The organism is Endothiovibrio diazotrophicus (assembly GCF_054657215.1).
Genome location: NZ_BAAHXB010000059.1, coordinates 23,509 through 35,122, shown reverse-complemented (window position 1 = coordinate 35,122; position 11,614 = coordinate 23,509). Strand labels below are relative to the sequence as shown.

The 11,614-nt window shown below is 66.9% G+C and carries 15 protein-coding genes; 8 read left to right on the top strand and 7 right to left on the bottom strand.

The features are described 5' to 3' along the window. Positions 1-242: 242 nt before the first annotated feature. The 4 genes from ACYQ2W_RS14970 to ACYQ2W_RS14955 form a co-directional block, all read right to left on the bottom strand. Positions 243-1,007: a peptidylprolyl isomerase gene (locus ACYQ2W_RS14970; protein WP_459868754.1), complete on the bottom strand. Its 765-nt coding sequence runs from the start codon at positions 1,005-1,007 to the stop codon at positions 243-245. 118 nt (positions 1,008-1,125) lie between these two features. Further along, a complete protein-coding gene (locus ACYQ2W_RS14965; RefSeq protein ID WP_459868751.1) occupies positions 1,126-1,401 on the bottom strand; it encodes a BolA family protein in 276 nt (91 codons plus the stop codon). Next, on the bottom strand, positions 1,401-1,700 hold the full coding sequence (locus ACYQ2W_RS14960; RefSeq protein WP_459868748.1) for a YciI family protein: 300 nt from the start codon (positions 1,698-1,700) through the stop codon (positions 1,401-1,403). The genes ACYQ2W_RS14965 and ACYQ2W_RS14960 overlap by 1 nt, the downstream gene beginning before the upstream one ends. Next, entirely contained in the window at positions 1,700-2,263 is a 564-nt protein-coding gene (locus ACYQ2W_RS14955; protein WP_459868745.1) for a septation protein A, read from the bottom strand. The genes ACYQ2W_RS14960 and ACYQ2W_RS14955 overlap by 1 nt, the downstream gene beginning before the upstream one ends. Positions 2,264-2,320: 57 nt before the next feature. Between ACYQ2W_RS14955 and ACYQ2W_RS14950 the strand changes: the two genes are divergently transcribed. The 5 genes from ACYQ2W_RS14950 (at position 2,321) to ACYQ2W_RS14930 (ending at position 6,244) form a co-directional block, all read left to right on the top strand. Beyond that, a complete protein-coding gene (locus tag ACYQ2W_RS14950) occupies positions 2,321-3,163 on the top strand; it encodes a PHP domain-containing protein (RefSeq protein WP_459868742.1) in 843 nt (280 codons plus the stop codon). Positions 3,164-3,289: 126 nt separating this feature from the next. Beyond that, positions 3,290-3,673 (top strand): group II truncated hemoglobin, encoded by a 384-nt coding sequence (locus tag ACYQ2W_RS14945; protein WP_459868739.1) that lies wholly within the window; start codon positions 3,290-3,292, stop codon positions 3,671-3,673. 52 nt (positions 3,674-3,725) lie between these two features. Next, on the top strand, positions 3,726-4,298 hold the full coding sequence (locus ACYQ2W_RS14940; RefSeq protein ID WP_459868736.1) for a hypothetical protein: 573 nt from the start codon (positions 3,726-3,728) through the stop codon (positions 4,296-4,298). Between the two features lie 28 nt (positions 4,299-4,326). Next, positions 4,327-4,872, top strand: a complete 546-nt coding sequence (locus tag ACYQ2W_RS14935; RefSeq protein ID WP_459868733.1) for a hypothetical protein — start codon at positions 4,327-4,329, stop codon at positions 4,870-4,872. Between the two features lie 13 nt (positions 4,873-4,885). Then, positions 4,886-6,244 (top strand): FGGY-family carbohydrate kinase, encoded by a 1,359-nt coding sequence (locus ACYQ2W_RS14930; RefSeq protein ID WP_459868730.1) that lies wholly within the window; start codon positions 4,886-4,888, stop codon positions 6,242-6,244. Here ACYQ2W_RS14930 and ACYQ2W_RS14925 read toward each other — a convergent pair. After that, positions 6,163-7,032 (bottom strand): NAD(P)-dependent oxidoreductase, encoded by an 870-nt coding sequence (locus ACYQ2W_RS14925; RefSeq protein WP_459868727.1) that lies wholly within the window; start codon positions 7,030-7,032, stop codon positions 6,163-6,165. The genes ACYQ2W_RS14930 and ACYQ2W_RS14925 overlap by 82 nt on opposite strands. A gap of 235 nt (positions 7,033-7,267) precedes the next feature. Here ACYQ2W_RS14925 and cysZ point away from each other — a divergent pair, with 235 nt between their 5' ends. Then, complete coding sequence (gene cysZ, locus ACYQ2W_RS14920; RefSeq protein WP_459868724.1) at positions 7,268-8,002, top strand: sulfate transporter CysZ; 735 nt, start codon at positions 7,268-7,270, stop codon at positions 8,000-8,002. Between the two features lie 272 nt (positions 8,003-8,274). Here cysZ and ACYQ2W_RS14915 read toward each other — a convergent pair whose 3' ends face one another. After that, on the bottom strand, positions 8,275-9,453 hold the full coding sequence (locus ACYQ2W_RS14915; protein ID WP_459868721.1) for a pyridoxal phosphate-dependent aminotransferase: 1,179 nt from the start codon (positions 9,451-9,453) through the stop codon (positions 8,275-8,277). 118 nt (positions 9,454-9,571) lie between these two features. Beyond that, positions 9,572-10,330 carry an HAD family hydrolase gene (locus ACYQ2W_RS14910; protein WP_459868718.1) on the bottom strand — a complete coding sequence of 253 codons (759 nt, stop codon included), beginning with the start codon at positions 10,328-10,330 and terminating at the stop codon, positions 9,572-9,574. Positions 10,331-10,554: 224 nt separating this feature from the next. Between ACYQ2W_RS14910 and dksA the strand changes: the two genes are divergently transcribed. Continuing rightward, on the top strand, positions 10,555-11,001 hold the full coding sequence (dksA, locus tag ACYQ2W_RS14905; RefSeq protein WP_459868715.1) for an RNA polymerase-binding protein DksA: 447 nt from the start codon (positions 10,555-10,557) through the stop codon (positions 10,999-11,001). Between the two features lie 106 nt (positions 11,002-11,107). Then, on the top strand, positions 11,108-11,551 hold the full coding sequence (locus ACYQ2W_RS14900; RefSeq protein WP_459868712.1) for a hypothetical protein: 444 nt from the start codon (positions 11,108-11,110) through the stop codon (positions 11,549-11,551). Positions 11,552-11,614 lie beyond the last annotated feature (63 nt).

Sequence of the window (11,614 nt, the reverse complement as noted above, 5' to 3'; positions counted from 1 at the left end):
CCGCGATTGCCTACATGGATGCAGGTACTTGGCGTGAGCAGGATGCGGAAGCCGGGCGCCGCTTCCGTTTCCTGCCGCCCGTAGAAATCGAGGCGCCTCACTCCGTCCCCATCGCGGCCTAGGGGCCGCTCCTACAGGGGAGGGCGAACGCTTCCCAAAAACGAAAAAGGCGCGGGGAGAACCCTCTCCCCGCGCCTTTTTCAACAAGCCATTGAGGAAATGGTCGCCAGACCCTTTCCTTCCTACTTGATCTCGACCTTGGCCTCTTCACGCAGCTTGGCCATGTACTCCTGCATCTTCTGGTTGCGCAGGAACATGGTGATCCGGCCGCGCATCTGGTCGAGGCTCGGCGGCTCCTTCTGGCGGGTGTCCTCCAGCTTGATCACGTGCCAGCCGAACTGGGTCTTCACCGGCTCCTTGGTGTAGGTGCCCTTCTTCATATCCTTCACCGCGTCGGAGAAGGGCTTGACCATGGTCTTCGGCTCGAACCAGCCGAGATCGCCGCCATTCTTGCCGGTCGGGCCGGTGGACTTCTTCTTCGCCAGTTCGGCGAAGTCCGCCCCGCCGTCCAGCTCCTTGATCAACGCCTTGGCCTCGCTCTCCTCCTTCACCAGGATGTGGCGGGCCTTGTATTCGGTGTGCGACTCGCCGCCGACGAACTTGTCGTAGGCCTGCTTCACCTCTTCGTCGGAGACCGGGTTCTTCTTCAGATGCTCCTGCACCACCAGGTTGGCCAGATAGGTGCGGCGCTGGCGCTCCAGGGCGTCCTTCACCTCGGCGCGCTTCTCCAGCTTCTCCTTCTTCGCCTCCTGCAGCAGCAGCTCCTCGATCACCAGGGCGTTGACCGCCTGCTCCTTGCTGACGTTCTTCCCCTTCTGCTCGGCCATCAGGGCGTCGAGGGCCTTCTGATCGATCCCCTTGCCGTTGACGGTGGCGACGTCGCCGGCGACGACGGCGGCGCTCATCCCGGTCAGGGCGAGGGCGGCGATCACGGTACGCAATTTCATTGGCTGGTTCCTTCTCGATATGGTTGGACTTGAAATTGAGCCACGGAGGACACGGAGGTGTATACAAACGACTCCGCTCCGTGCCCTCCGTGGCTCCGTGGCAGATCTCTGTTTCGGCTCAGACTTCGCCGGGACTCTTGACGGTCATGCTGACGGCGTGGATCTCGTGCTGCATCAGCTCGCCGAGGGCGGCGTAGACCAGCCGGTGGCGGGCCACCAGATTCTTGCCCTCGAAGGCCGCGGAGACGATATCCACGACGTAGTGGCCGGCACCGCCCGAACTGGCGTGGCCGGCGTGGGCCTCGCTCTGATCGACGATCTCCAGCTTCGACGGGGCGAGCGCCTCGGTGAGGCGTTCGCGCACCACGACCATCCGCTCTTCGGGGGTCATCATCAGGGCAGCACCTTTTTGAAGGGTTTGACGCTCACCTCGGCGTAGACGCCGGCGGCGACATAGGGATCGGCATCGGCCCAGGCGCGGGCCATCTCCAGCGACGGGAACTCCGCCACCACCAGGGAGCCGCTGAAACCGGCCGGACCGGGATCTTCGGCATCGATCGCCGGGTGAGGTCCGGCGAGCAGCAGCCGCCCCTCGCCCTTCAGCGCCTGCAGGCGCTCCAGGTGGGCCGGGCGGGCGGCCAGCCGCCGCTCCAGGCTCCCCTCCACGTCGCGGGCGATGATCGCGTAGAACATCAATCCTTCTCCGCCGCCGCTTCCGCCTCGGGCTCGACCATCTCCACGTGCTTGGCGAGGAAGAAGGCCTGGGCGATGACGAAGAGGAAGGTGAGGCCCATCATGCCGAAGAGCTTGAAGTTGACCCAGGTCTCCTCGTCGTAGTGGAAGGCGACGTAGAGGTTGGCCGCCCCCATGGCGATGAAGAAGAGCACCCAGCTGACGTTGAGGCGTAGCCACACCGAACGCTCGGCGTTCACCGTATGGCTCATCATCCGCTCCACCAGGGGCTTCTTGCCGATGAACTGGCTGCCGAGGAAGACAGCGGCGAAGACCCAGTTGAGCAGCGTCGGCTTCCACTGGATGAAGGTCTTGTCCTGGAACACGAGGGTCAGCCCGCCGAGCACCCCGATCAGCCCGAGGCTCACCAGGTGCATGGTCTCGAAGCGGCGATGACGGAGCCAGAAGAAGCCCACCTGGACGAACGAGGCGACGATCGCCACCCCGGTGGCGACGAAGATCCCGCCCATCTTGTAGGCGACGAAGAAGAGCAGGATCGGGAAGAAATCGAAAAGGAACTTCATAGGTAAGGAGTCGCGCTTCGGGAGAAACTTAGCTCTTTTCTAGGATATAATGGGCGGATGTCACTCTACTACGATTTACACAGCCATTCCACCGCCTCAGACGGCACGTTGACCCCCACCGATCTGGTGCGCCGGGCCCACGAAAAAGGGGTCCAGGTGCTGGCCCTGACCGACCACGACACCACCGCCGGCTTCGACGAGGCGCGGAGCGAGGCCGACCGGGTCGGCCTGCGCCTGATCTGCGGTGCCGAGATCTCGGTCAGCTGGGGCAGCCACGAGGTCCACGTGGTCGGCCTCGGCCTCGATCCGCAGTGCGGCGAGTTACGGTTGGGCCTCGAAGCGGCGCAAAAGTTCCGTGCCTGGCGCGCCGAGGAGATGGGGCGGCGTCTGGCCAAGCGGCGCATCGAGGCGGCCTTTGACGGGGCCCGCGCGCTGGCCCCCGGCGCCCTGGTCACGCGCAGCCACTTCGCCCGTTTCCTGCTCGCCGAAGGGCATGTGAAGACGATGCAGGAGGCCTTCGACAAGTACATCGGCCGCGGCAAGCCGGGCTTCGTACCGGGCAAGTGGGCCGAGCTGGAGCAGGCGGTGGGCTGGATCCGCGATGCCGGCGGCCGCGCGGTGCTCGCCCACCCGGCGCGCTACAAGCTCACCGCCACCAAGCTGCGCGAGCTGATCGGCGCCTTCAAGGAGTGCGGCGGCGCGGCGCTGGAGGTGGTCTCCGGCAGCCACAGCCGGGACGAGACCTTCACCATGGCCAACCACGCCCGCAAGTTCGGACTGCTCGCCTCGCGCGGCTCCGACTATCACGGACCGGAGAACCCGTGGATCGACCTCGGCGCGCTGCCCGAGCTGCCGCGCGACCTCACCCCGGTGTGGGCCGACTGGCCGGAGGTGGCCTGACCAGAAAGAGAGTGAACCGCAGATTAACGCAGATTTCCGCAGATGAATGCTCAGTCCAATCGGCGGAAATCTGCGTTAATCTGCGGTTCACTCAAATCTTTTTGTCTTTATTCGGACCTGACAACGATGACCCAGAACCCCCACTACGAACTGATCGGCGGCGAGGCGAAGATCCACGAACTGGTGGAGCGCTTCTATCAATTGATGGACACCCGACCCGAGGCGGCGGCCATCCGCGCCATGCACCCGCAGGACCTCGCCAGCTCGAAGGAGAAGCTCTTCGCCTTCCTCTCGGGCTGGCTCGGCGGCCCGCCGCTCTACATGGAGAAGTACGGGCCCCCGCAGCTGCGCATGCGCCACACGGGCTTTCCCATCGACGACGACGCCCGCGATCAGTGGATGAACTGCATGAAGCAGGCGATGGCCGACGTCGGCATCGACGAGAAGCTGCGCGGCGATCTCACCGCCGCCTTCCAGAAGACCGCCGATTTCATGCGCAACCGGATGTGACAACATCCGGTGGACAGCCCCCCACCCGACGCCGAGCCGAGCCACGCCAACGATGTCCGATCCCACGCCGAATCCCGAACCACCGCCCACCGCCGAGCAGCTGATTCGCGAAGGAACCGCGCACTTCCAGCAGGCGATGGCCTACCGCAACGAGATGAACATCCGCGTCGCCCGCCGGGTCACCTCGCTGATCCGCGGCCTGCTCTTCGGCGCGGTCGCCATCCAGCTCATCGGCTTCTTCCTGATCCGCCTGCTCACCGGCCACATGAACGACCTGATCACCACCGTGGACACCATGAACCGGCAGATGACCTCGATGAGCGGCGACATGGCGATCATGCGCCGGACCGTGGAACGGATGGAGCGCGACGTCCAGGCGGTGACCCCGATCACCACCGACGTCGGGAGGATGCGCGAAGAGATGGAGCGGATGGACGGCCATGTCGCCGCCATCGACCAGCGGTTGCAGCACGTCAACGGCAACATGGTGCAGATCGGCCAGGACGTCGGCGCCATGAGCCGGCATCTGGTGGTGATGCAGCGCAACATCGACCACATCGGCGGCAGCGTCCACCGGATGTCGGCACCGATGAAGATGTTCAACCAGATGAACCCCCTGCGCTGAAAAAGGGGCGCTGCACCGGAGCGACGCGATGACCGACACCCCCTCCTCCACCGACCTCTCTCCCGAGGCCGCCCGGGCCTACCGCGACGCCATGCGCCAGTTCGAGCAGCAGATGGCGGCGGTCGATACCGACACCCGCTCGATCGCCCGCCACACCACCTGGATCATCCGCACCGTCAGCGGCCTGACCCTGCTCACCGCCCTCTACCTCGGCTACACGGTGTTCATCCTCGGCGGCGACGCGAAGCGGCTCGCCGGCGGCATGGTGGAGATGTACCACCACCTCGGCACCATGACCGCCGACGTCGAGGGCATGCGCGCCTCGATGGTGAACATGGCGCCGCCGATCCACGGGATGCCGGCCATGGCCGAGGACGTACGGGCCATCGGCAACCACCTGACCCGCATCAACGACAGCGTGGGCGGCATCGACCACGCGCTGGACGGGGTGGACCGGCAGGTGACCGCCATCGGCGGCGACGTGCAGCGGATGAACGGCGAGATGATGCGCATGACCCGCGGCGTCGATTTCATGCGCTACGACGTCGGCGAGATGGCGCGACCGGTTCCGTAGATCCGGGCCCACCATGCCGCCCAAGCTCCACCTCGGCCTCGACCTCGGCACCTCCGGGGCGCGCGGCTGCCTCGTCGATGCCGCCGGACGCCAGGTGGCGGAAGCGTCAACGCCCCTCCCCCCGTCCACCGGCGAAAACGGCCGTCGTGAACAGCACCCCGAGGATTGGTGGCACGCCACCGTCACGGTGATCCGCGAACTCGCCGCCCGCAGTGAGCCGGCGTCCATCTCGGCGCTGGCCATCGACGGCACCTCGGGAACGGTGCTGCTGTGCGACCGGCAGGGCCGCCCGCTCTCCCCGGGGGTGATGTACAACGACCGGCGCGCCACCGCCGAGGCGGCGGAGATCGGCGCCTGCGCCCCCGCCGAGAGTGCCGCCCACGGCGCCGGCTCGGGACTCGCCAAGTGGCTCTGGCTGGAGCGCCACCACGACACCGCCGGCGCACGCTGGGTGCTCAACCAGGCGGACTGGATCGTCGGCCGATTGACCGGAAGGTGGGGGGCGAGCGACGAGAACAACGTACTGAAGCTGGGCTGGGACCCGCTGGCGCGCCGCTGGCCGGCGTGGCTGGAACGGCTCGCCCTGCCCACCCAACGCCTGCCCGCCCCCTTCGCACCGGGCACCCCGATCGCGCCGCTGCTGCCGGAGATGGCCGACACGCTCGGCCTGCCGCGGACGACCGCGCTGCACGCCGGCACCACCGACAGCACCGCCGCCTTCCTCGCCACCGGCTGTACCCGCCCCGGCGAGGCGATGACCGCGTTGGGCTCCACCCTGGTGGTGAAGCTGCTCTCCGAACGCCCGGTGTTCGCCCCCGCATACGGCGTCTACAGCCACCGCCTGGGCGACTGCTGGCTGGTCGGCGGCGGCTCCAACAGCGGCGGCGCGGCGCTAAAACAGCACTTCAGCGTGGCGCAGATGGAGACCCTCACCCCACACCTCCACCCCGACCGCCCCACCGGTCTCGACTACTACCCGCTCACCGCTCCCGGCGAACGCTTCCCGGTCAACGATCCCTACCTGCCCCCGAGGATGGAACCGCGCCCCGCAGACGACGCCGAATTCCTCCAGGGCCTGTTGGAGGGCATCACCGCCATCGAAGCCCGCGCCTACCGTCTGCTCGAAGAACTGGGTGCACCACCGGTCGTCTCGGTGCGCACCACCGGCGGCGGCGCGGCCAACCCCGCGTGGCGCGCCATCCGCCAGCGGCTGCTCGGCGTCCCGCTGTTGGAACCGCTCAGCCAGGAGGCTTGCTACGGGACCGCCCTGCTCGCCCTCGCCCGAAACGATCAGGCATTTCCCAGCCGCTCCAGCACCTGCGCCACCGCGGCGAAATCCCTGTCACCCAGACCGAGCGCCTCTCCCTGCTGATAGAGTTCCGAGACGCGGCTCGCACACGGGACCGCCGCGCCGCTCTCGGCCGCGGTCTCACACAGGAAGCGCATGTCCTTAGCCATGTGCTTTAGGGGGAACTGGGGCGGGAAATCACCGTCGCGGAACATCCCCTCCTTGAGTTGGAAGAGACCGTTGTTGAGCGGCCCGTTGGCCACCACCGCCTGCATCGTCTCCAGCGCCAGACCGCCGCGCAGGCCGAACTGCACCATCTCGGCGTAGCCCTCCATCATCACCCCGAGCAGCAGGTTGACCGCCAGCTTCATCGTCGAGCCCTGGCCGACCGCGCCGCAGTGGACGGTCTTCTTGCCGAGCACGGTGAACAGCGGCTCCGCCGTCGTCAGGTCCGCCACCTCGCCACCGGCGAGGATCACCAGCGAGCCCTCCTCCGCCGGCTTCTTCGAGCCGGAGACCGGGGCGTCGAGATAACGCAGACCGAGCCCCGCCAGGCGCGCCGCCGCCGCCCGCGCATAGGCCGGCGACACCGTGCTCATGTTGATCACCAACGTCCCCGGCGCCATCGCCCCGGCGGCCTGCCACAGCAGGGCGTCGATCGCCTCCGGCCCGGTGAGCATGACGATGACGGCATCACAGTTCCGCCCCAGCTCGGCGGGCGTGTCGGCCACCTTCGCGCCGGCCTCCTCCAGGGCCGCACAGGCCGCGCGGGTACGGTTGAAGAGGGTGACCGGATAGCCGGCCGCCAACAGGTTGGCGGCCAGCGCGCGGCCCATGATGCCGACACCGATCACACCGATACGCATCTCCATGGCGAACTCCTTCAGACGACAACGACGAGGTGACCCAACCCTTGATCAAGGGACCATTCAAGCGTGAATTATCGGCCAATATTACGATCGTTTCGCAACGCGACGACGAACTGCCGGTCATACTCCGGAGGGGCGGGGTGGCACGACCGGCCATCGAACCGCATCGCTTTGCGCCCTTCGCGTCTTCGCGCCTTTGCGTTGATAATGAGCCGCCCGAAAGAACCAGGAGTACGACATGGCCTTGGACAACCCCTTCTCCGGCGCCGCCGCCGCGCTGCGCGGCTTCGGCCTGATCTTCCGCTCCGGCCTGCGCCGCTACGTGATGGTGCCGCTGGTGATCAACCTGCTGCTCTTCGGCGGCGCGATCTGGTGGGGGCTGGTGGAGCTGGACAGCCTCAAGCTGTGGATCGACGGCCAGCTCCCCTCCTGGCTCGACTGGCTCTCCTGGCTGCTCTGGCCGCTCTACTTCCTGGCCGTCGCGCTGGTCGGCTTCTACACCTTCACCCTGGTCGCCAACGTCGTCGCCGCACCCTTCAACGGGCTACTGGCGGAGAAGGTGGAGCGGCTGCTCACCGGCCAGTCCCTGGAGGAGGGCGACGGCTGGAGCGATGCGCTGAAGGAGGCGATCCCGGCGACCCTCTCGGCGCTGGGCAAGCTCGCCCGCGGCCTGCTGCTGGCGATCCCCTTCCTGGTGCTGTTCCTGATCCCGGTGGTGAACATCATCGCCCCCTTCCTATGGCTCGCCTACGGCTCGTGGATGCTCGCCGCGGAGTACCTGGACTACCCGATGGACAACCACAAGATCCCCTACAAGGAGCAGCGCGGGATGCGCCGCCGGCGGATGCTCTCCACCCTCACCTTCGGCGCGGTGATAATGGGCGCCACGCTGATCCCGGTGGTCAATTTCCTGGTGATGCCGGCGGCGGTGGCGGGCGCCACCGCGCTGTGGGTATCCAAGCACCGGAGCTGAATCAGGCCTGAACCCTGGAGCGGAACTCCAGGGAGGCGATGAATTTACCCGCCTTGACTCTCCCGTTTCCTGGGTTAAACGTTGCTATACCCAACCATTTCAGGAGGGCAAGGCGCACCGCAATCCGATGTAGGAGCGGCCCCGAGGCCGCGATGGCGCGAAGTGCCCCAGCTTGCCGATACCGGCGGAGGTTACGGAAAGGGCGCCATCGCGGCCTCGGGGCCGCTCCTACAGGGTTTCCCCTTCTCCGGCGCTGCCAAACCGAGCCGAATTCACCGCCCGAGGAAATCCCCGATCCGCTCGACCCCCTCCCTCAGATTCTCCAATGACGTGGTATAGGCGATGCGCATGTGGCGCTCGGGCCGGTGGGCACCGAAATCACGGCCGGGGGTGAGGGCCACACCCGCCTCCTCCAGCAGGCGCTCGGCGAAGGCATAGGAGTCGTCGGTGAAGGCACCCACGTCGGCGTAGAGGTAGAACGCCCCCTCGGGGGTCAGCGGGATCTCGAAACCGAGCCCGCGGAGCGCCGGCAGCAGGTGGTCGCGGCGCGCCTGGAACTCGCGGCGGCGCGCCTCGGTGATCGCCCGGCACTCGGGGGTGAAGGCGGCCAGCGCCGCGTGCTGCGCCGGGGTGGGGGCGGAGAGGAAGATGTTCTGGGCCAGCTTGTCGATCGCCCGCACGTAGCCTTCGGGGGCGACGATCCAGCCGAGGCGCCAGCCGGTCATGCCGAAGTACTTGGAGAAGCTGTTGATGACGAAGAGGTCGTCACCGGCGGCCAGGGCGGTAAAGGGCTCGCGGTCGTAGACCAACTGGTGGTAGATCTCGTCGACGATCAGGGTGCCGCCGCGCCGCCGGCACACCTCGGCGATGGCGGCCAGCTCGTCGGCCGGGATCACCGTGCCGGTGGGGTTGGCGGGGCTGGCGGCGAGCACCGCCACGGCGGCCCCGTCCCCGTCGTCCCCCCAGTGGCGCTCGACCAGCTCCGCGGTGAGCTGATAGCCGCTCTCCGGCCCCACCGGAACGGCGCGGGTCTCGCCCTCGAACAGGCGCACGAAGTGGCGGTTGCAGGGGTAGCCGGGATCGGCCATCAGCACCCGCTCCCCCGGATTGACCAGCACCCCGAGGGTGAGCTGCAGCGCCCCCGAGGCGCCGGGGGTGACCACCACCCGGCCGGGATCGAGGTCGATGGCGAAGCGCTCCCGGTAGTGGCCGGCGATCGCCTCACGCAGCGCCGGCAAACCCACCGCCGGGGTGTAGTGGACCGCCCCCCGCTCCAAGGCCCCGATCCCGGCGCGCACGATCGGCTCCGGCGTGACGAAATCGGGCTCCCCCACCTCCATGTGGATAATCGACCGCCCCTGCGCCTCCAGGGCGCGGGCGCGGGCCAGCAGGTCCATCACGTAGAAGGGCTGGATCGCCTCCATGCGGCGGGCGATACGGGGGGAGATCATATGAGGAGGTCCGCAAATGAACGCGAATGAACGCGAATGAATACGGAAAAAGAGATCGGCGAATCGAAGATTCGCAAATAGTTGCGTTCATTCGCGTTCATTTGCGGACAAAAATTCTTCAACTGCGCAAGGCGGCGACGAGGTCGAGGTCGACCAGGGTGTGGCCGTGGGCGTCACCCTGAAAGACGCGGAAGGGGGCGTCCGGCTCGCCGAGGGTGTCGATCACCAGCAGGGCGCCGCTGAAATCGTCTTCCAGGGTGTAGCCGCAGGGGGTGACCACCGTGGCCAGCCCCGCCCCGCGGGAGGAGAGCAAGCCGTTGCGCGAATCCTCGAAGGCAACACACTGCGCCGCCGTCAGCCCCAACTCGGAGAGGGCCAGTTCGAAGATGTCCGGGGCGGGCTTCTTCGCCGGCACCACATCCCCCGCGGCGATCACCTCGAACCAGCCGGGGGACGCCTTGCCCAGGCAGCTCTCCAGCAGGGCGGTGACGTTGGCCGGGGTGGTGGTGGTGGCGATCGCCAGCCGCACCCCCTTGCCGCGCGCCTCGCCGATCAGCCGGGCGACGCCGGGGCGCAGCGGGATCCGCCCTTCGCCGAGCAGCCGGGTGTAGTGGGCGGTCTTCGCCTGGTGCAACCCGGCGACGAAGTCGTCGAAATCGGCAGGCCGCTTGAATTCGGTGTTGTAGCGCTCCAGATAGAAGCGGATGCGCTCCTTGCCGCCGGTCACCGCCAGCAGCTCGCCGTAGCGTTCCACCGACCATTCCCAGTCGAGGCCGGCGTCGGCGAAGGCGAGATTGAAGGCGACACGGTGGCCGTCGCGCTCGGTGTCGGCGAGGGTGCCGTCAACGTCGAAGATCAGGGCTTCGGGCATGCTCATGGATTCGCTGCTCTCCGCAAAGGATTCGGTTCACACACGGGCGGGCCGTTCGTCCCCTTGGAGGACTGCCGATCGACCCGACGCACGAAGCGGCTAAGCTTAGCAAGAGGCGGGTGGAGCGTGCACCTCACCCACCACCGGAGGTCGCCCGATGTTGAGGCGGACGACGGAATTTGATATAGATGGCGGGTTTTATTTCCGCGAATTTAGATCAGGAGACATTCATGCCCGCGAGCAAGAAGTCCAACTCCGAAATTACGGTGCTGAAGAGCTTCAAACCGTACAAGGCCAAGAAGGGCGAGGCGTACATGAGCGAGGAGATGTCGGAGCACTTCCGGCAGATCCTGCAGACCTGGAAAAAGGAGTTGATGGAGGAAGTGGACCGCACCGTGCATCACATGCAGGACGAGGCCGCCAACTTCCCGGACCCCAACGACCGCGCCACCCAGGAGGAGGAATTCAGCCTGGAGCTGCGCACCCGCGACCGCGAGCGCAAGTTGATCAAGAAGATCGACGAGGCGCTCACCTCGATCGACGACGAGGAGTACGGCTACTGCGAATCGTGCGGAGTGGAGATCGGTGTCCGCCGCCTGGAGGCGCGCCCCACCGCCACCCTGTGCATCGACTGCAAGACCATCGAAGAGATTCGCGAGAAGCAGGTCGGCACCTGAAAATCCGGGCCGGAAAGCGATCGGCGGGCAGAGCCCGCCGATCGCTTTCCGGCCCGGATTTTCAGTATGCGTGTTGCTTGGGCTGCCCTATGCGAATCCTTGTGCCATGAACGACGTCGTCTCTTCCGATCCCTACTATCTCGCCTTTCGCGGCAGCTTCAAGGGCGTGTTGCGCTGGCCGCAGCTCGATGCGCTGTGGAAGACGTTGCGCGGGCGGGCCGGGCTCGGGTGGTATGTCTATGCGGTGGGTGAGGAGCCGCCGGCGGAGACCGCGGCCGAGGAACGGCTCGTCCACTTCATCGAGGAGATCGACGAGCTGCTGCGACGCGAGCACGAGGAGGAGTATTGCGGCATCGTCTACACCGACTCCTTCGACGAACCCACCTACGTCAAGATCTTCGACCCCCACAACCTGGGGGTCTCCTGCGGCTTCAGCGAAAACCCGCCGCTGCCCGGCTGGATCCTCTCCCTCATCCCCCCCTGCGACCTGCCGGCGGCAATGCCCCACACCGGCTCACGCAAACGCTGGTGGAGGAAGATCTTCCGCTAGGAGCCTGTCGGGCTTAGGGGGATCGAGCGGCGGGAGTGGGAGAGCGACCCCAATTTTTCGAAA